This is a genomic window from Paraburkholderia bryophila (assembly GCF_013409255.1).
In the GTDB taxonomy this organism is placed as follows: Bacteria; Pseudomonadota; Gammaproteobacteria; order Burkholderiales; family Burkholderiaceae; genus Paraburkholderia.
Genome location: NZ_JACCAS010000002.1, coordinates 3,201,396 through 3,220,017, shown reverse-complemented (window position 1 = coordinate 3,220,017; position 18,622 = coordinate 3,201,396). Strand labels below are relative to the sequence as shown.

Below are 18,622 nucleotides of genomic sequence, written 5' to 3'. Positions count from 1 at the left end.
GAAAAGAAATGGCACTGATTTTAGTGACTGGGAGCACGGGCTTCATTGGACGTTATCTGGCGCCACGCCTTGAAGAAGACGGCCATACGGTGGTTGGACTGACCACGCAGAAATGTGACGGCGAGAATGTTGTCTGCGATTTGACTTCACCTGAAGATGTCGCGGCTGTCGTAAAGACCATCGATCCCGACGTGATTGTGCATCTCGCTGCGTTGTCGAGCGTCACGTTAGGCATGACCCTCGACTACTATCGGACCAACGTCGTCGGCACGGAGAACCTGTTCCGCGCAATGGACGCACTGAACCGCAAACGTAGGGTTATCGTCGTCAGCACAGCGGGCGTGTATGGCAATCAGCCTCACGAAATTCTCACTGAAGAGCTGCGCCCGCTGCCCGTGAGCCATTACGGCATCAGCAAATATGCCAGCGAAAGAGTGGCGGCGACCTTCGGTGCGCGCCAGGACATCACGATTGTGCGCCCGTTCAACATCATTGGTGCGGGTCAGAACGGTAGCTTCATTGCGCCGAAACTGGTGGATCACTTTGCCCGGCGAGCTTCCACAATCCGTCTCGGCAACCTGGATCCGGTGCGCGACTATATCGATGTCGACACGTGCTGCGACATACTCTGCCGTCTGATAGAACAGCCGGCCGCGATTGGCGCGACGGTGAACCTCTGCTCCGGCAAGGGAATCTCCGTACGCCAGTTGCTTGCCGCGATATCGGAAGTCAGCGGTCACGACATCGAGCCGATTGCAGCGAAAGAATTCATGCGCGCCAACGAGGTGTTTCGCCTGCTCGGCAGCACCGCGCTACTCGACCAACTAGTGCCCGTCCGCATGCCCGTGCGACCAGTCAAAGAGGTGCTTGGCGAGATGCTCTCGATTGAATCGCAAAAGCTTGAACTTGCGGCGAAGCGTGAGAAAATCCTGGCCTCACCGGCTAACGCCGCTGTCATCTAACCTGCCGCAAACGAAATGCCGCTATGAAAATTGCCATCGTATCGAACTGCCAGGGTGAAGGCCTCGCGAAATGTCTACGCGAAATGAATGGCAGTCTGGAGCCTCACTTCTTCATCGTCACCAGCTTGTGGGACGGCACAGCCAATCTGGCCGATATCCTCCGCGACTATGACCTCGTGCTTGCCCAGAAATTTATCGAGCAACATATCGGCGAAGAGCATAAGCACAAGGTTCATTACTTTCCGAGTTTTGCATTTGCGGCTTTTCATCCGGACATCACGTACACGAGAGGCAAGCGGATTGGCGGGGAAATGGAAACCGTCTACAGCCCGATGGCTCACTATAGCTCCGCACTGGTTTTGCATGGATACACCCGCGGACTGTCCGTTGATGAAATCGTAGCGTCGTTCAACGTCGATACATTTTCCAGGCTCGGGTACCTTAACGTTTGGGAAAAGGCAAAAGAAGATTTCCTGAACGAGTGTCGCGATGTTGGCCTGCCCGGCGAGAGTCTTTTTGAGTCCTGGGAACGTCAAGGGTGTTTCATGCACTCGTTCAATCACCCGACAATCAGGGTAATCAGCGACGTTGCCGCGGAATTGCTGAAGAAACTTGGCATTGATATCTACAATGTGAATCCGGCTCGCTACCTGATTGACGATCTTAGAGCCATGCCAATCTGGCCGATCTATCCGGACATTGCGTCGGCCCTTGGTATCGAAGGCGACTACGTCTTCAAGCAGCACGATCCGCATGGCTTCCTGAATCTCCGCCAATTTGTCGAAGCTTCGGTTGAGGGTTACCGCGCGTTCGAGCGGGAATCGCTGGAACCCCTGAACATCTCTCTGCTCGACATGGACCGCGCGCTCGGCCGCATCGCTGGCGCCGAGACGACCGCAGCAAATCCGCCTGCCGGACACGCGCACTCTGCCAACCCCTACCGGGGGCTGGCGCCATTCCATTTCTGGAAGAACTCGGTTGCACAGCCGGCGATGGCAGACGTTGATCCCGTTTCGCCAGTGCGCTTCGCCATCACGCGCGAAGACAAAGTCGCCACCGCGGGAAGCTGCTTTGCACAGCACATCGCGAAGACGCTAACTGCAAACGGATTCAACTATTTTGTCCCGGAAATAGCGCCCGCCGGTCTCGATGACCAAACCGCGTTCGACCATAATTACGGCGTGTTTTCCGCCCGCTACGGGAATGTCTATACCGTTCGGCAGTTGGTACAGATGGTCAAACGGGTCTCGGGAAGTTTCTGTCCGGTGGATCAGCATTGGACTCGCAAAGACGGTCGCTTCGTCGATCCTTTCAGACCGCAAATCGAACCGAACGGATTCGCAGATCTCGAATCGCTGGAAAACGCCAGACGCGACCATTTCGCAGCGGTCGCACGGATGCTTCGGGAAATGAATGTATTCATTTTCACGCTGGGGTTGACGGAGGGGTGGCGCTCGAAGATCGACGGCGCGGTATTCCCGCTTGCTCCGGGCGTGGCCGGTGGCGCGATGGAACCGGATCGTTACGAGTTCGTGAATTTCACCGTATCTGAAGTGATCGCGGACGTCGAGGAATTCATTGCGCTGCTGCAGGAAGTCAACCCAGCCTGCAAGGTGATTCTGACGGTTTCTCCGGTGCCGTTGATCGCCACCTACGAGGATCGGCATGTTCTGTCCGCAACCGTCTACAGTAAATCGGTTTTGCGAGTTGCCGCGGATGAAATTCGCGCGAAGTATCCAAACGTCGAGTATTTCCCGTCTTACGAAATCATCACCGGCAGCTACACGCGAGGCCAATACTTCGAGGAAGATCTCCGTTCGGTGACGACCGACGGCGTTGCGCATGTAATGCGTCTCTTCATGTCGCATTACCTCGGAGCGAGCGAAAGCACACCGCCGTCTGCGTCGCCCAACGCGCATCAACCTTCGCTACTCAAGAACGTCGCAGGAATTGTCTGCGACGAAGAAGCAATCACCAACTTCGCGTTGAATTAAAGCCCGATTCCGATGCGGCAGCTGACAGCATGCCGCATCGGATCGATCAGTTACCCGTGCCGCGCGCAGCAATTCATTCGTCAGTCAACGCGGACTGACCACGGGTTACTTCGGAATGTTCCGGTAAACCGCGACGGTTGCATCGATGCAACGCTCCCACGAATAGCGTTGAGCAACCGTCAGGCCGCGCGTTTTGGCTTGATTGCGCCAAATTTCATCGCAAAGCGCCTTTTCGACCGCTTCACCCAAAGCGTCGATATTATCCGGGTCGATCAACAGCGCAGCTCCCTGAGTCACTTCAGGTAACGAGGTGCGATCGGACGTCACTACCGGTACGCCCGAAGCCATCGCCTCCAATACCGGCAACCCAAACCCCTCGTAGATCGACGGATACAGGAACGCCCGGGCGCCCGCATAAAGCAAGTGCAGGTCCGCCTCCGGCACGAAACCTAGATATCGCAACCACCCTTCGTTTGTGAAGCGCTCAATCTGTTGGTGTAGCGATTCGCTCAACCAGCCGGACCCGCCGACCAGAATCAGAGGATAGGCTTCCCGCACAGCAGTGGGCAACGTGCGATAGGCGCGCAGTAAACTCTCAATCTTCTTGCGCGGCTCGAGTGTCGACACACACAGCGCATACCCGCCGGTCGCCAGATCATATCGACGTAGAAATGCGGCGACCTTGTCGTGATCATGCGGAGCGAACTGCCTGGAAACGCCTAGCGGAACCGCGGTGACTTTATCGGAAGCGCATCCGAGAAACACGATGAGCTCGTTGCGCGTCGCCTCGGAATCGGTAATGAGATGCGTGGCCTGCTCGACCGACCGGAAGAAATCGCGTTCGAAGTGACGGATTCGTTCAGGCGGATGCGTCTCCGGGAACTTGAACACGGATAGATCGTGAACCGTCACCACACCACGTTCCGCGTAGGGCGGGAGAAAGTAATTCGGTCCGTGGAAAGCACTCCTGCGGCAAGCGCGTTTCATTTCCAACTCGCGCGCCCAACCCGGCAACTTCAGTTTCGACCGCAACGTTTTCCGCGGACGCGGCCTGCCGACGGTCGGAGCAGGAAGCAACAAGTCGGCCGCGTTCGCAATCCAGCGGCCGTTGCGAAACATTCGCACGCTCTCCACGCCAGCGACCTCAGGTACACGGGACGCCAGTTCCCAAGCATAACGCCCGATACCCGTCAGCACGGGCGCCAACGCATCGACCGACAAGATCAGCTTCACTTTTTTTGCCCCAGGTGCGGATAGACTTCGCCGCGCCAGCATTCCCGATATGAGGGGAATGATCGGCCAACTCAACAGAGTGGCCGGGCTGGGGCGAAACACTCGCTATTTCTATTTTTTAGAACGAGAATCCGGCCTCATTGCGGCGGATATCAGCCTCGACCATCATCCGGCACAGTTCTTCGAGCGTGGTCTTCGGCTCCCAATCCAATTCGCGCTTTGCTTTCTCGGCGCTTCCGATCAGCAGTTCGACTTCAGACGCACGATAGAACTTGGGATTAATCCGCACCAACGTTTTAAGGCTCGCGCGATCGATACCGACCTCCGCTTCGCCGCTACCTTCCCAAACCAGGTCGAACCCTGCCGCTTTCGCCGCCATCGAAACGAAATCCCGTACCGTCTCCATGCGGTTGGTGGCCAGCACATAAGCACCCGGCTCGTCGGCTTGCAACATGCGCCACATGCCCTCGACGTATTCCTTCGCGTAGCCCCAGTCGCGCTTAGCGTCCAGGTTACCCAACTCGAGAACGTTCAGCTTGCCCAACTTGATCTTGGCCATACTGTCGGTAATCTTTCGCGTCACAAACTCGCGGCCGCGCAGTGGCGATTCATGATTGAACAGAATGCCGCTCACACCGAAAATGCCATAACTTTCACGGTAGTTGATGGTCATCCAGTGAGCGTAAAGCTTGGCGACACCGTACGGACTGCGCGGATAGAACGGCGTGCTCTCGATCTGCGGAATCGCCTGTACCTTGCCGAACATCTCCGACGTGCTGGCCTGATAGAAGCGGATTTTCCGATTAACGATGCGAATGGCTTCCAGCAGGTTCACCGGGCCCACGCCGGTGATCTCGGCGGTCGTGATCGGCTGCTCGAACGAGACACCCACGAAACTTTGAGCGGCCAGGTTGTAGACCTCGGTTGCTTCGGTGGTTTGCAGGAGCCTGATACTCGCGCCCAGATCCGTCAGGTCATATTCGACCAGATGCAAGTTTTCGTGCTTATCAATACCGAGTTCTTCGATGCGCCAGAAATTGACCGAGGCCGTGCGGCGGTACGTGCCGAATACCTGGTACCCCTTGCTGAGCAACAGTTCGGCCAGATATGCCCCGTCCTGCCCCGTGATCCCGGTAATAACAGCTTTTTTCATTATAAAAACCTCGTCCAGTTAAACATCTTAAGCGTTCTGGCTGCCCGCAATTGCTCGACAGCGATGCCGGTTCCACAGGTGCAGTACCTTGCCGCATCTCACACAATGTCAGCGTTCACGACATGATCGTTAAAGGCACACCTTATACGGTCTCGCTTTGGATACGCGGCAGAGCTTGCGACCTGCCGGGCTGCACTTGATTGGCTGGCATTAGCCCCAAACAGGTGAGCAATTCGTTTGCAGCACTTTGCCAACTTGGCGCGGACAACGTGTCGAGTTGTCTTTCCTCGCTGCAGGGCCCCTCGAGCCACGCCACCACAGCGCGTGCGAGGTGCTCCGCGTCCGTACCGGAGAAATACGTGATCTTCTCGCCGGCGATCTCTCGAAACACAGGCAGATCGCGCGCAAGAACAGGTTTTTTATAGTGCGCTGCCTCGATCACGGGCAAGCCGAATCCTTCCCCTTCCGACGCAATGAGCACGCCGCTACATGCCTCGTAGAGATTCTTGAGCATCTCGTCGCTGATGTTTTGCAACCAGTCGACTCGCGTTTGCTTCAGTGGGTGATTCAATAGCCGTTGCTGAAGGGCCTCCGTTTTCCAACCCGATTTGCCGACAATAACGAGGTTGAGTTCGCGGCCCTCTTGCCACAGTTGCTCGAACGCCGCCAATGCTTGCGCATGCCCTTTTCGAGGCTCCAGTGTTCCGACCATCAATACAGTGGGTCGTGCCCTCAGGCGTTCCAGCAATTGCGCACTGCCGTCAGGTAATCCTGTGCTGGGAACACTCGCTTCTATATTGGCGCCAAGCACAATCGATTTGATCGGCAGCGTTTCTCTGGAAAAACCATAGCAGTCGACCAGCCATTCGGCCAACTCAGTTCCCACGGCATTGGAAATGCAAATCGCGCTGTCCGCAAATAAGGCCACCGTGCGCATCCAACGTCGGAAGTTCCTGGAAGTACTCGGATTGAACCAGTCGGAACGCTTGAGCGGCAGAAGATCGTAAATAACGACATGCACCCCGACACCCGATTTCTTCCAGACCGACAGTTGGGCGTGGTGACGGGGCAACAGATGCGCCGCCAGATCGAGTCCAAGGAAGATATCGCCCTGCTCCACGGTGACGCGCCCAGAGGCCGGACCCGCGTTCGCACCCAGTTGAAGAAAGTCTGGAGCGTAGTGGTAGTCGTGCTGGCGAGTCGCGAAAACCGGGCAAATCCGATAGCCGGGAGGCGGTGCGCAGAGCAACTGAGACAGTAGCGCTCTGACTACACGCTGAATACCGGTGCGAGCGTCGCCATGAACGATCACTGACACGTCGACCAGTATTTGCGCCTTTCCGGCATTCGGTCCAAGCACGCGGTTGCGCACCTTGCCCTGTTGAATAAGCCGACGCGCCACCGCCACCGGTAGAAATTTGATCAGCGAAAGCTGTTTTCCAATGAACACATTCATTATCAGACTGCACGTTTCAGAAGCGGATCAAGCCGTTCTCGCCACCGTCAAACCTTCGGCGACACCGCTTATCTGAACGTCTGAACCCCCGTAATCACCGGATACGCCACCGAGAACACCACATTCAAGAACTTCTGCACCTCGGCGATCGGCGCATTCGACACATACAGCAGATCCTTGTTATCCATCATGAAACTCTGCGCCACGAAAAACGAGTTCGGGTCACGCAGATTCACGCGATAAACCACCGGCACTTTGCCGTCCGCGGTAGTACGCACGGGCGTATTCGGCCACGGCAACGCTTTCGCGTCTTCGAGCCGGAAAATAAATACGCCTTGCGCGTCCGAGCGTGAATCTTCCAGACCGCCCGCGCGAGCCAAAGCCTGCGCCAGCGTAATGCCTTGCGCCTCGAAATTGATTTCCTGATTCTTGCCGGTCGCGCCGAGCGACGTAAAACTGAACGGCTGGAATAGTGCCGTCACCACGTCGCCCGCATGCAGCGGCACATTCTGGCGCGGATCGCGAATCACGGTTTCAAGCGGCAGCGACGCCACGATGTCGCCACGCGTGACCTGAAGCGTGATCTTGTCGACCGGCTGCTTGACGCCGCCGGCAGCCGCCAAAGCATCGAGCAGACGCTCGCCGCGCGCGCTCAGCGGCATCCGGTTGCTGCTCGCCACGTCGCCCACCACCGTCACGTACGACGTCGCATTGCGCGAGAGCTTCACCAGTACCTGCGGATCGTGCGCGATGTTCTTCAAGCGCGCCGTGATATCACGCTGCAATTGCGTCGGCGTACGGCCCACGGCTCTCAATTCGCCGGCAAACGGCACGTTGATCTTGCCATCGCCGTCGATGGTTTGATCGGGCAGAACCGTTACTCGCGCATTGGTCGTACCGCCCTTCGAATCGATTTGCGCAGCGCCGAACAGCGTGGCGGGCGGCGCTTCCCAGATCGATACTTCGATCGTGTCGCCCACGCCAAGCTGCTGCTGGAACGTCGTGCTATTACCCAACGTAGCCGAGAAGTCGCCAATACTGCGCTCCGCAAAAAGCTTGCGCGCGACGTCATCCGTCACATCGACAATCTGGATTCCCGCTGGATTGGCGGCAACACCGGCATTGTTAATCTGTGAAGTACTGGGCCCGGAAGTCGGAATACTCGAGCAACCACTCAGCGAGACCGCCCCAAAGGCGACTGCGGCAAAAACCATACGGCTAGACAGACGCGACATTTATTGCAACAGTAGGCAAGAGTTAGTAAGTAAAACTTCGGCGCGGATTGTCTCATGCACTCGGGTAGAATGGCGCATTCTCAAGAAAATTCATTAGCAGAAACACTAAAAAAGTTCTGCGCGCCAGATAACAATACCGCCAAAACCGCACTACGCTCTCGTGTCAACCCTCTTTCTCGACGTCACACGTCTTCTTACACGCCTATTTGACGGGCTTTTGCCGACCGGCGTAGATCGCGTCGGCCTTGCCTACATTGAAAAATATGGCGCAAAAGCGCGTGCCATTCTTAGTGAGCGCGGTTTTTCCACTCTGTTAAGCGAACGGGATTCGCAGCAAACGTTTGCATGGCTTCTCTCGTCCACTCGAAATCGGAATGCAATTCGCGCGCTTATCGCGCGCGCCTGCCTAAATCGCCTGCGAGAATCACGGCTTAACGGAATCCTGCTGCACACCAGTCACAACGGCATGGAATTCGGCCGTTATTACGACGCAATGGCACGGCGCCAGATTCGCTCCGTATTCATGGTTCACGATTTAATTCCGTTGACGCACCCAGAATATTGCCGGCCTGGCGTCGATTCGATTCATCGGCGCCGTATGCATACCGCATTAAAGCGGGCAAGCGGACTGATCATGAATTCGCAGGCCACGCTCGACTCGCTCACGGCCGAAGCGCAACGCGCCGGCCTCGAACAACCGCCCTGCGTGGTCGCACGCCTGGCCTCCGGCGTCATGCAACGCCCTCTTGCACCGCGTCCGCTGGCCACGCCTTACTTCGTGATGCTCGGCACTATCGAGCCGCGCAAGAACCACTGGTTCATCCTGCACGTATGGCGGCGTCTCGTCGAACAACTCGGTGCGGCCGCACCGAAGCTCGTCGTGGTCGGCCGGCGTGGTTGGGAATGCGAGAATGTCGTCGATATGCTGGAGCGCTGCGAGAGCCTGAAAAGCGTCGTGATAGAAGAATCGCACTGCTCCGACGAGCAGTTGCACGCTTATCTGCAGCACGCTCAGGCGCTGTTGTTTCCGTCGTTTGTCGAAGGCTATGGCATGCCGCTCGCCGAAGCACTCGCGCTCAAAGTACCGGTACTCGCGAGCGATCTGGATGTATTCCACGAAATCGCCGACCATATTCCCGAGTACCTCGACCCGCTGGACGGCCCCGGCTGGCTCACTCGTATTCAAGCCTATGCTCGCGCGAATAGTCCCGAGCGCAATGCTCAATTGAAGCGTATCGAGAACTTTCGAGAACCCACGTGGGCGGAGCATTTCGAACACGTCGACGGCTTTCTCGAGAGGCTGCGCTAGATGAAGCAAGGTGTCGATGCCACCTGGCCCGGTCCTGTCTGGTCACGCGGGCCGTCGGGCACACCTTTACTGTCGTGGTTCGTCGCACCGCTGCGCGATACGTGCGCCGAATCGTTCGCTGCCGCATTGAATTCGGCGCTAAGCCGTAGCAATGAAGAAGACCAACAGAACCTTGGCACGGCACGAGAACTCAACACCGAGTCAGCCGTCGAACGCCTGATGCAACGCTTCGCGCGTAGTCATGCGTCGATCGTGCGTCGCTCGCAAAACAACTGCCCTGCCGCGCTACTCGAAACCAGCCGCACAACTCGCGTCATGCTCATCGACGAGCGGGCGCGATCGAACGGCCTCGGCGCAATCGCGATACGCAACTCATCGCAAGCATTCACGCGCATGCTGCAAACCGCGCGCACGAATCATCCACACGCCGAATTCTGGCTCGCGCAATCGGACGATCAAGGCAGTGGGCGCTGGCTGTCGGCATCGGCGAACATGTTGCCGCACGACATTCAACGCGTGGCCGAACACGAATCGTTGTGCGCCGCGTTGGCGCATGTCGATCACGTCTATACGCTCGGCGCGTCGGAAGGCATGCAGGCGCTGCTCGCGGGTGTTCAGGTTCACACGTTCGGCGCGCCTTATTACGCCGGCTGGGGTTTAACCCACGACGACCGGCTCTTCCCGCAACGCACCGCCCGCCCCACGCTCACCACCTTGTTCGACGTAGTGTTCCTACGCTTCACCCGCTACCTGAACCCGGCCACGCACACACCCGGCACGCTCGACGATCTGCTCGACAGCATCGAATTGCAGCACGCCGTGCAACAGCGTTTCGCCGATCTGCGGAATGTGGTGGGTATCCGCTTCCAGTGGTGGAAGCGCCCGTTCGCGACGCCCTATATCAGCGCCGGTGGCGCCGCCTTGCGCTGGACGCAAACGCCGCAATCGGTGCGGACCAGCGAATGCGCGGTACTGTGGGGCGCTCGCAGCGCGGAAGGCCTCGCGCCCGAGGTTCAGCGCGTTCGCATTGAAGACGGCTTCTTTCATTCGACAGGGCTCGGCTCGGACATGATCGCGCCACGCAGCCAGGTGATCGATCGTCGCGGCCTCTATTTCGACGCGAGCCAGCCCAGCGATCTGAGCGTGCTGCTGAACGAAACCACCTTCTCCGAAGCCGAATTGGCGCGCGCGGCAGCCTTGCGCGACAAGGTTGTGAAACTCGGCGTCACCAAGTACAACCTCGGCCGTCGGCGGCCCGCCTGGACGGCGCCGGCGGGCAAGCACATCGTGCTGGTCCCAGGCCAGGTGGCCGACGACGCGTCGATTCGCCTCGGCACGCGCGCGATCGGCACGGCCGACGCATTGCTGCGCGAAGTGCGCAGACTACGTCCCGATGCCTTCGTGGTCTACAAACCGCACCCCGATGTGCTGTCGGGCAATCGCCGGGGACTCGTCGACGCACAACAACTCGCGGATGTCGTCGATACGGAAAGCGATCTGTTGTCGCTCGTCGACGCGGCGCATGAAGTTCACACGCTATCGTCGCTGGCCGGCTTCGACGCGCTATTACGCGGCAAGGCGGTCTTCACCTACGGACTGCCGTTTTACGCGGGCTGGGGATTGACTCACGACGCGCTCGCGCCGCTGCCGTGGCGGCATCGCACGTTGACGCTGGACATGCTGTGCGCGGGCGCGTTGCTGCGCTATCCGCTCTACTGGGACTGGCACACGCGCCTCTTCACCACACCGGAAGCCGTGGTGGAACAGCTCGCGCCGCAAGCCGCCCGCCCGCTCGACAAAGTGCGCGGCAACCGGATGCGGCCGCTGCTCAAAGCAATGCGTTGGACGCGCAACGGAATACGCCATGCCGCATGGCGCTTCCAGCAGCGGCGCCAGATTCGCGCGCAGTAGAACGTGAAATAGCCGCTGCGCTTCAGTCGCGCCGACACACAAGCGCGCCCCACGTCACGCCCACGACAAAGAAAAAGCCCCGCAAGACTTTCATCTTGCGGGGCTTTTCAACAACAAGCTGCGTTTCCGCTTAGCGGGACATCATGTGCATGCTGACGTTATGCATGACCCACAATGTGCCGCCGATCACGATCACCGCGGTCAGCACCGTGAAGGCGAACGCCATCACGTTCCAGCGCTGCGCCGACGACGAATTCAAATGCAGGAAGAACACCAGGTGAACGACGATCTGCACGAACGCGAGACCCGCGATCGCGAGCAGTGCATTCTCACCGGACAGCGTGCCCGTCATCACGAGCCCGAAGGCCGCCACGGTCAGAACGACGGAGAGAATGAAACCGATCGTATAGCTGCCGAGGCTGCCGTGACCTTCACCCGAGTGTGCGTTATGGCTATGGTCCATTTAGATCACGCTCGCAAGATAGACAAAGGTGAAGACGCCGATCCACACGACGTCCAGAAAGTGCCAGAAAAGACTCAGGCACGTCAGGCGAATCATGTCGCGTTCGGTCAGGTCGCGGTGCCGCGTTACCTGAATGGCGAGCACCACCATCCAGATCAGGCCGAACGTGACGTGCAGACCGTGCGTGCCGACCAGCGTGAAGAACGACGACAGGAACGCGCTACGGCTCGGACCCGCGCCTTCGGCGATCAGGTGCGAGAACTCGCGCAATTCCAGCACCAGGAACGACAGACCGAGCAGGAACGTCACGCCGAGCCAGAAGAGCAACACGCCCTTGCGGTTCTTGTACGCGCCCAGCATCGCGAAACCATACGTGATACTGCTGAGCAGCAGCATCGTGGTTTCGAGCGCGACGCCCGGAATCTCGAACAGGTCCTTGGCGGTCGGGCCGCCGGCGAACTGGTGACCCATCACCGCGAACACGGCGAACAGCGCCGCGAAGATGATGCAGTCGGTCATCAGGTACAGCCAGAAACCGAACACCGAATGCGACGGCACGTGGTCCGCGTCGTGGTGATGTGCCCCTGCGGCTGCGCCCACGTTAATTGTATTGCTCGACATCAATCCACCTCCATCGCCAGCTGGGCGCCTGCGCCCGAGCGCTTCTCTTCGATCGCCGCGACTTCAGCCGCCGGGATGTAATAGCCTTCGTTCTTCTGGAAGCTATAGACGATCACCGTGCCGATCGAGCCGACCAGACCGATGATAGCCAGCCACCAGATGTGCCAGACACCGGCAAAGCCGAGCACCAGCGAGAACATGGCCGCGATCAGACCTGCCGACGTGTTCGACGGCATATGAATGTCGCGATACACCGGCTTGGCTTGCACGCTCTTGTCTGCCTTCATGTCGGTGAACGCGTCCAGCTTGTGCACCGTCGGAATGATGGCGAAGTTATACGACGGCGGCGGCGAGCTCGTGGCCCATTCCAGCGTATGACCGTCCCACGGATCGCCCGTGAGGTCGCGGTTCTCCGGCAGATTGCGATCGCGAATGCTGACGACGATCTGCAGCACCTGGAAAGCAATACCGATAGCGATCAGGCCGGCACCGGCCGCGGCCAGGATCAGCCACGGGTGCCACAGCGGGTTGTCGTAGTGGTTGATACGACGCGTCATGCCCATGAAGCCGAGCACGTACAGCGGCGTGAACGCCACCCAGAAACCGATCTGCCAGAACCAGAACGAAGCCTTGCCCAGCTTTGCATTCAGCTTGAAGCCGAACGCCTTCGGGAACCAGTAGTTGAAGCCGGCCAGATAGCCGAACAGCACGCCACCGATAATCACGTTGTGGAAGTGAGCAATCAGGAACAGGCTGTTGTGCAGCACGAAGTCCGCGCCCGGGATCGCCATCATCACGCCGGTCATGCCGCCGATGGTGAAGGTGATCATGAAGCCGATGGTCCACAGGATCGGCGGCGTGAATTCCAGACGACCCTTGTAGATCGTGAACAACCAGTTGAACACCTTCACGCCGGTCGGGATCGCAATAACCATCGTGGCGATACCGAAGAACGCGTTGACGTCGGCGCCCGAACCCATCGTGAAGAAGTGATGCAGCCACACGAGGAACGACAGCACCATGATCGCGCAGGTCGCCCACACCATCGTCTTGTAGCCGAACAACGGCTTCTTGGCGAAGGTCGCCACGACTTCCGAGAAAATACCGAACGCCGGCAGGATCAGGATGTACACCTCAGGGTGACCCCATGCCCAGATCAGGTTCAGGTACATCATGGCGTTACCGCCACCGTCGTTCGTGAAGAAGTGCATGCCGAGGTAACGGTCCAGACCGAGCAGCGCGAGCGTCACGGTCAGGATCGGGAACGACGCCATGATCAGCACGTTGGTGCACAGCGCGGTCCACGTGAACACCGGCATCTTCATGAAGGTCATGCCCGGAGCGCGCATCTTCACGATCGTCGCGAAGAAGTTCACGCCGGTCAGCAACGTGCCGATACCGGAGAGCTGCAAGCTCCACAGGTAATAGTCGACCCCGACACCCGGACTGAACTGCAACTCGGACAGCGGCGGATAAGCCAGCCAGCCCGTTTGCGCGAATTCACCGATCACCAGCGAGATGTTGATCAGGATCGCGCTGACTGCCGTCATCCAGAAGCTCAGCGAGTTGATGAACGGGAACGCCACGTCGCGTGCGCCGATCTGCAGCGGCACGATGATGTTCATCAGGCCGATCATGAACGCCATCGCCATGAAGAAAATCATGATGACGCCGTGCGCCGTGAACACCTGGTCGTAGTGATGCGGCGGCAGATAGCCCGGGTTCGCATACGCGAGGGCCTGTTGCAGACGCATCATGATCGCGTCCGCGAAGCCGCGGAACAGCATGATCAGCGCGATCACGATGTACATCACACCGATCTTCTTGTGGTCGACCGACGTGAGCCACTCGGTCCACAGGTAGCGCCACTTGCCGAAATAGGTGATCAGACCCAGCACCGTCGCACCGCCGAGGGCGATCATCACGGCCGTGACCATGATGATGGGCTCGTGGTACGGAATCGAGTCTAGTGAGAGTTTGCCGAACATGCGTTACCCCTTACCCTTTGGCGCACAGTTAGCGTCATTCATGTTGTCGATGACGTTACCGTTGTTGTATCGGGCAATGATGTTGTGAAAGAGCTTCGGATCGACCGACGAGAAGTAGCGCACCGGGTCCTTCTCGCTCGGCGCCGATACCGTGTGGTAGCGGTCCATGCTGAGGTTGTCCGACGAAGCGCGTACTTTCGCGACCCACGCGTTGAACTCTTCCGGCGACGAAGCGAGCGTGCGGAACTTCATGTCCGAGAAGCCCTTGCCGCTGAAGTTGGCCGACTGGCCCGCGAAATTGCCGGCTTCGTCCGCGATCAGATGCAGACGCGTTTGCATGCCGGCCATGGCGTAGATCTGGCCGCCGAGTTGCGGAATGAAGAACGAGTTCATCACCGTGTCGGACGTGATCACGAAGTTCACCGGCGTGCCGACCGGAATCGCCAGCTGGTTCACGGACGCAATACCGAGGTCCGGATAGATGAACAGCCACTTCCAGTCGAGTGCGACGACTTCGACGTTGATCGGCTTGACCTGCGACTCGAGCGGCTTGTACGGATCGAGCTCGTGCGTGGTCTTCCACGTCAGGACAGCGAGGAACAGAATGATCAGCGTCGGAATCGTCCAGATGGCAATTTCAACACCGGTCGAATGCGTCCAGCCCGGTTGATAGTCCGCGCTCTTGTTCGACGCGCGATAACGCCAGGCGAACAGCAACGTCAGCGCAATCACCGGAATGACGACGATCAGCATGGCCCAGGTGGACGTTGCGATCAGCTCGCGTTCCGCCAGACCCACACTCCCCTTCGGATTCAAAATATCGAGGTTGCTGCAACCCGAGAGCAACAACACGAGGCTCGAGGACAGGAAACCGATCGACCCCCGCAGAGTCTTTCCTTTCATATCCATTGCCTCTTTTTTACGACTTCAACGAACGTCATTCGACCGCTCTCCATTAGTAAGCGCTCGCATAGTAGGGGCACGTCAAGCGCTAATAAAGCCTCGATTTAGCAACGATCTATTGCGTCGCAGCACTGTGCGACACGTTGCCGCAGGCCTGCGCAAGGATCAGTACTTGCCGTGCTCACTTGCTGAGCTTCAAACAACCGTCACAGCACGAAAGTCCCTTCAAACAAGCAATAAAACGCAGGGCGACCTCAAGGGTTGCGCTGCGTCAGAGGCATGCGACGAGACTTGTGCCAGACTGAAAAAAGCAGATCGACACTGCAGCCCCATTCACCGGATGCTGCAGCAGCGAAATGCTTCATTCCACTCAACCCGGCGTGCGGGTCGTTGCGGCAACCGGCGCGGGCGCCGCTGCCTGCAGATGCTCGCCACCATCAGGCGCGGAGTCCGACGGATGCACCGAACGTTCCGATTGAGCCAGCAGCGTGCCGACCGACGGATCGATCGCATCGGTGAACGGCTTCGGATTGAGGCCGATCGCCAGCACCAGCAGCGCCAACGCGCCGAGCAACATGAATTCGCGGTTGCCGAGATCCTTGAGTTTGGCGACGCGCGCATTGGCGATCGCGCCGAAGATCACGCGCTTGTACATCCACAGCGTGTACGCCGCGCTCAGGACCAGCGTGGAAGCGGCCATCGCGCCGATCCAGAAGTTGAAGCGGATCGCGCCCATCAGCACCATGAATTCGCCGACGAAACCCGACGTGCCCGGCAAGCCGATGTTCGCCATCGAGAACAGCATCACGAACGCGGCGAAGCGCGGCATGGTGTTCGCGACACCGCCGTATTCGGCGATCGAGGCGGTCCTGGTGCGGTCGTAGAGCATGCCCGTGCACAGCAGCATCGCGCCGGACACCACGCCGTACGACAGCATCTGCACGATCGCGCCGGCCTGGCCGATGCGGTTGAAGACGAACAGGCCGAGCGTCACGAGGCCCATGTGCGAGATCGTCGAATACGCGAGCAGGCGGCGCATGTCGGTTTGCACGAGCGCCAGCAGGCTCGAATAGATCACCGCGATCAGCGAGAGCGTGATCATCATCGGCGCGAAGAAGTGGCTCGCCTGCGGTGCGATCGGCAGCGCGAAACGCAGCAGACCGTAGCCGCCCAGCTTCAGCATGCCGATCATCACGGCGGCGCCGGTCGGGCCGTCCAGGTGAACGTCCGGCAGCCACGTATGCAGCGGCCACATCGGCACTTTCACGCCGAATGCCGCGAGGAAGCCCAGGAAAATCAGCACCTGCGGCCACGTGCCGAGATGCGTCTCGCGCCACAGGGCGAGGTCGAAGCTGTGCGTCTGGCTATATAGATAGAGCATCGACATCAGCATCAGCAGCGAGCCGAGGAACGACACGAAGAAGAACTTGATCGCGGCGTAGCGGCGGTTCGCCTGGCCCCATGTGCCGATCAGCAGGTACAGCGGAATCAGCGTGGCTTCGAACGAGATGAAGAACAGCATGCCGTCGAGCGACGTGAACACGCCCTGCATGAAACCCGACAGCATCAGGAACGCGCCGAAGTACTGCGCGGTGCGCTCGGTGATCGACTCCCACGAGGCGACCACGATGATGATCGTGGTCAGTGCCGTCAGCGCGACCAGCCACAGGGAAATGCCATCCACACCTACATGCCATGCGATGTCGAAGGTCGGCGACCACTGAACGTTCTCGACGAACTGCATCGACGTCACGTCATTGCGGAAATTCGCGACCAGCGGAATCACCGGCAGAAAACCCGCCACCGCACCAATCAGCGCGATCCAGCGGGTGCGGCTACGTGCCGCGTCGGACCCTGCGCGCAAGACCACCAGGCCAGCGACAATAGGGATCCAGATTAGTAGGCTAAGAAGAGGCAATGGCATGTGCTCTGTCGAAAACTCTGTCGAAAACTTGAAATACAAAACGCCGCGTCAACGCCTTCAAAAACGAAAGCATTGAAATGGATATGTAGGCTGAATTTCGCTGAAATTGACGTGGAAACGGCGGTGTCCGCCTCACGTTTACCCGCAGCCGAATGATCAAGGGTGGGAGATTACCAAGATAAGAATACTTTTGCAGCGCAACAATGCAGCAACGCCATAGTCAATGCGTCATTGCTACGCACGGCCTTGCGAAATGGATAAAAATGTGCAGACGCACAATGTTGTTTTGGCGTGTCGGCGAGTGCAAATTTTGCCGGTAAATGAACGCAATTAAGCGTCAGTTGAAGACTCTTGCAGGGACGCCTCGGCGTGGTGCATGTGGCGGAATAACGCCTGCTACGTCTCAGGGTCTTCCCGAGGTCATTTTCGGGTGGTTGGCAAAAATTTCGCTGATGTCGGAGCCGAAATATTTTTTGATCCAGCACTCTAGAGAAACGTCGGCATACGCTCAAAAACGGCGGCGCTGGCGCCCGATCAATCGCTTCTTCAGTGTGGTCTCGACAGTCGCGGCAGCCATCTGCGCACCTTACGGAAGCCGAATATACTTCGGCGATTCGGCAACGACATTCAGCCTGCAGTGCGCGTCGTGCGCACGCTTGATCGATCGTCGGCCTCACTTTCGGAAACCGCATGCCTGATGATGAAGACGTCGTTCCCGCACTCGAGTGCCGCGGCCTCAGCAAGACCTATGGCGCTGGACGCATCGTGTTGGCGCAGCTCGACTTCATACTCAGACCGGGTGAATTCGTCGCGATCATGGGCGACTCCGGCGTCGGCAAATCGACGCTGCTCAATCTGATCGCCGGCCTCGACAGCGCGGATAGTGGCGACGTGATCATCGACGGCAGTCCCGTTGCACATCTCGACGACAACGCGGCGACCCGCTTGCGTCGACAGAAACTCGGCTTCGTGTTTCAGGCGTTTCATGTGCTGCCGCATCTGACGCTGGCGCAGAACGTCGCGCTGCCGCTGCTGCTCAATGAGTTACCCACGGACGGCGCGCTCGACATGCTCGCGGCGGTCGGATTGAGCGGACGTGGCGACGATTTTCCGCGGCAACTCTCCGGCGGCGAACTGCAGCGCGTGGCGATTGCGCGCGCGCTCGTGCATCGCCCGAAACTGATTCTCGCCGACGAACCCACCGGCAACCTCGATCCCGATACCGCGCACGACGTGCTCGGTCTGTTCCGCGCGCAAAGCAAGGCGACCGGTGCGGCCACCATCATGGTCACGCACTCGGAGGCCGCGGCGGCGGTGGCCGATCGTATTCTGATTCTGAGCGAGGGGGGTTTGCATGCGTCGGCGGGACGGCCGGTGCGTGATGGTTCAGAGTCAGGTTCGAGTTCAGGCGAGGCTCGCGTCCCGGCACGCTCCTCCGGCCATGTCCGCTAACCCACGGTCACCGTTGCG

General features: G+C 58.9%; 14 protein-coding genes. 5 read left to right on the top strand and 9 right to left on the bottom strand.

The window, feature by feature from the left end:
- Positions 1-8: 8 nt before the first annotated feature.
- Positions 9-962 (top strand): NAD-dependent epimerase/dehydratase family protein, encoded by a 954-nt coding sequence (locus GGD40_RS35290; RefSeq protein WP_179746837.1) that lies wholly within the window; start codon positions 9-11, stop codon positions 960-962.
- A gap of 23 nt (positions 963-985) precedes the next feature.
- Entirely contained in the window at positions 986-2,956 is a 1,971-nt protein-coding gene (locus GGD40_RS35285; protein ID WP_179746836.1) for a GSCFA domain-containing protein, read from the top strand.
- Between the two features lie 105 nt (positions 2,957-3,061).
- Here the strand turns inward: GGD40_RS35285 and GGD40_RS35280 are convergent, their stop codons facing one another.
- The 4 genes from GGD40_RS35280 to GGD40_RS35265 all read right to left on the bottom strand — a co-directional run bounded on the left by GGD40_RS35280 (position 3,062) and on the right by GGD40_RS35265 (position 8,033).
- Positions 3,062-4,189: a glycosyltransferase family 4 protein gene (locus GGD40_RS35280; protein WP_179746835.1), complete on the bottom strand. Its 1,128-nt coding sequence runs from the start codon at positions 4,187-4,189 to the stop codon at positions 3,062-3,064.
- Between the two features lie 118 nt (positions 4,190-4,307).
- A complete protein-coding gene (gene gmd, locus GGD40_RS35275; RefSeq protein ID WP_179746834.1) occupies positions 4,308-5,342 on the bottom strand; it encodes a GDP-mannose 4,6-dehydratase in 1,035 nt (344 codons plus the stop codon).
- 142 nt (positions 5,343-5,484) lie between these two features.
- On the bottom strand, positions 5,485-6,798 hold the full coding sequence (locus tag GGD40_RS35270) for a glycosyltransferase family 4 protein (protein WP_179746833.1): 1,314 nt from the start codon (positions 6,796-6,798) through the stop codon (positions 5,485-5,487).
- A 68-nt stretch (positions 6,799-6,866) separates the two neighbouring features.
- A complete protein-coding gene (locus GGD40_RS35265) occupies positions 6,867-8,033 on the bottom strand; it encodes a polysaccharide biosynthesis/export family protein (protein WP_179746832.1) in 1,167 nt (388 codons plus the stop codon).
- Positions 8,034-8,193: 160 nt separating this feature from the next.
- Here GGD40_RS35265 and GGD40_RS35260 point away from each other — a divergent pair, with 160 nt between their 5' ends.
- Together GGD40_RS35260 and GGD40_RS35255 are read left to right on the top strand one after the other, a co-directional pair.
- On the top strand, positions 8,194-9,342 hold the full coding sequence (locus GGD40_RS35260) for a glycosyltransferase family 4 protein (RefSeq protein ID WP_179746831.1): 1,149 nt from the start codon (positions 8,194-8,196) through the stop codon (positions 9,340-9,342).
- Positions 9,343-11,253 (top strand): capsular polysaccharide export protein, LipB/KpsS family, encoded by a 1,911-nt coding sequence (locus GGD40_RS35255; RefSeq protein ID WP_179746830.1) that lies wholly within the window; start codon positions 9,343-9,345, stop codon positions 11,251-11,253. It abuts the gene before it with no gap.
- A 130-nt stretch (positions 11,254-11,383) separates the two neighbouring features.
- On the opposite strand, the gene cyoD is transcribed toward GGD40_RS35255, so the two are convergent.
- The 5 genes from cyoD to GGD40_RS35230 all read right to left on the bottom strand — a co-directional run bounded on the left by cyoD (position 11,384) and on the right by GGD40_RS35230 (position 17,152).
- Positions 11,384-11,716 (bottom strand): cytochrome o ubiquinol oxidase subunit IV, encoded by a 333-nt coding sequence (gene cyoD / locus GGD40_RS35250; RefSeq protein ID WP_035556882.1) that lies wholly within the window; start codon positions 11,714-11,716, stop codon positions 11,384-11,386.
- A complete protein-coding gene (gene cyoC, locus GGD40_RS35245) occupies positions 11,717-12,337 on the bottom strand; it encodes a cytochrome o ubiquinol oxidase subunit III (RefSeq protein ID WP_179713747.1) in 621 nt (206 codons plus the stop codon).
- A complete protein-coding gene (gene cyoB / locus GGD40_RS35240; RefSeq protein WP_179746829.1) occupies positions 12,337-14,325 on the bottom strand; it encodes a cytochrome o ubiquinol oxidase subunit I in 1,989 nt (662 codons plus the stop codon). The genes cyoC and cyoB overlap by 1 nt, the downstream gene beginning before the upstream one ends.
- 3 nt (positions 14,326-14,328) lie before the next feature.
- The gene (gene cyoA / locus GGD40_RS35235) at positions 14,329-15,228 is read right to left on the bottom strand and encodes a ubiquinol oxidase subunit II (protein ID WP_179713750.1); all 900 of its coding nucleotides are present in this window, start codon (positions 15,226-15,228) and stop codon (positions 14,329-14,331) included.
- Between the two features lie 370 nt (positions 15,229-15,598).
- Positions 15,599-17,152: an NADH-quinone oxidoreductase subunit M gene (locus tag GGD40_RS35230; protein WP_179746828.1), complete on the bottom strand. Its 1,554-nt coding sequence runs from the start codon at positions 17,150-17,152 to the stop codon at positions 15,599-15,601.
- 690 nt (positions 17,153-17,842) lie between these two features.
- Between GGD40_RS35230 and GGD40_RS35225 the strand changes: the two genes are divergently transcribed.
- Complete coding sequence (locus tag GGD40_RS35225) at positions 17,843-18,604, top strand: ABC transporter ATP-binding protein (protein WP_257030668.1); 762 nt, start codon at positions 17,843-17,845, stop codon at positions 18,602-18,604.
- Positions 18,605-18,622: the final 18 nt, after the last annotated feature.

Excerpts from the sequence above, each read along its gene's own strand:
- GGD40_RS35270 (WP_179746833.1), bottom strand. The coding sequence starts at position 6,798 with ATGAATGTGTTCATTGGAAAACAGCTTTCGCTGATCAAATTTCTACCG.
- GGD40_RS35255 (WP_179746830.1), top strand. The coding sequence starts at position 9,343 with ATGAAGCAAGGTGTCGATGCCACCTGGCCCGGTCCTGTCTGGTCACGC.
- GGD40_RS35225 (WP_257030668.1), top strand. The coding sequence starts at position 17,843 with ATGCCTGATGATGAAGACGTCGTTCCCGCACTCGAGTGCCGCGGCCTC.
- GGD40_RS35290 (WP_179746837.1), top strand. The coding sequence starts at position 9 with ATGGCACTGATTTTAGTGACTGGGAGCACGGGCTTCATTGGACGTTAT.
- gmd (WP_179746834.1), bottom strand. The coding sequence starts at position 5,342 with ATGAAAAAAGCTGTTATTACCGGGATCACGGGGCAGGACGGGGCATAT.
- cyoC (WP_179713747.1), bottom strand. The coding sequence starts at position 12,337 with ATGTCGAGCAATACAATTAACGTGGGCGCAGCCGCAGGGGCACATCAC.
- cyoD (WP_035556882.1), bottom strand. The coding sequence starts at position 11,716 with ATGGACCATAGCCATAACGCACACTCGGGTGAAGGTCACGGCAGCCTC.
- GGD40_RS35265 (WP_179746832.1), bottom strand. The coding sequence starts at position 8,033 with ATGTCGCGTCTGTCTAGCCGTATGGTTTTTGCCGCAGTCGCCTTTGGG.
- GGD40_RS35285 (WP_179746836.1), top strand. The coding sequence starts at position 986 with ATGAAAATTGCCATCGTATCGAACTGCCAGGGTGAAGGCCTCGCGAAA.
- GGD40_RS35230 (WP_179746828.1), bottom strand. The coding sequence starts at position 17,152 with ATGCCATTGCCTCTTCTTAGCCTACTAATCTGGATCCCTATTGTCGCT.
- cyoB (WP_179746829.1), bottom strand. The coding sequence starts at position 14,325 with ATGTTCGGCAAACTCTCACTAGACTCGATTCCGTACCACGAGCCCATC.
- cyoA (WP_179713750.1), bottom strand. The coding sequence starts at position 15,228 with ATGAAAGGAAAGACTCTGCGGGGGTCGATCGGTTTCCTGTCCTCGAGC.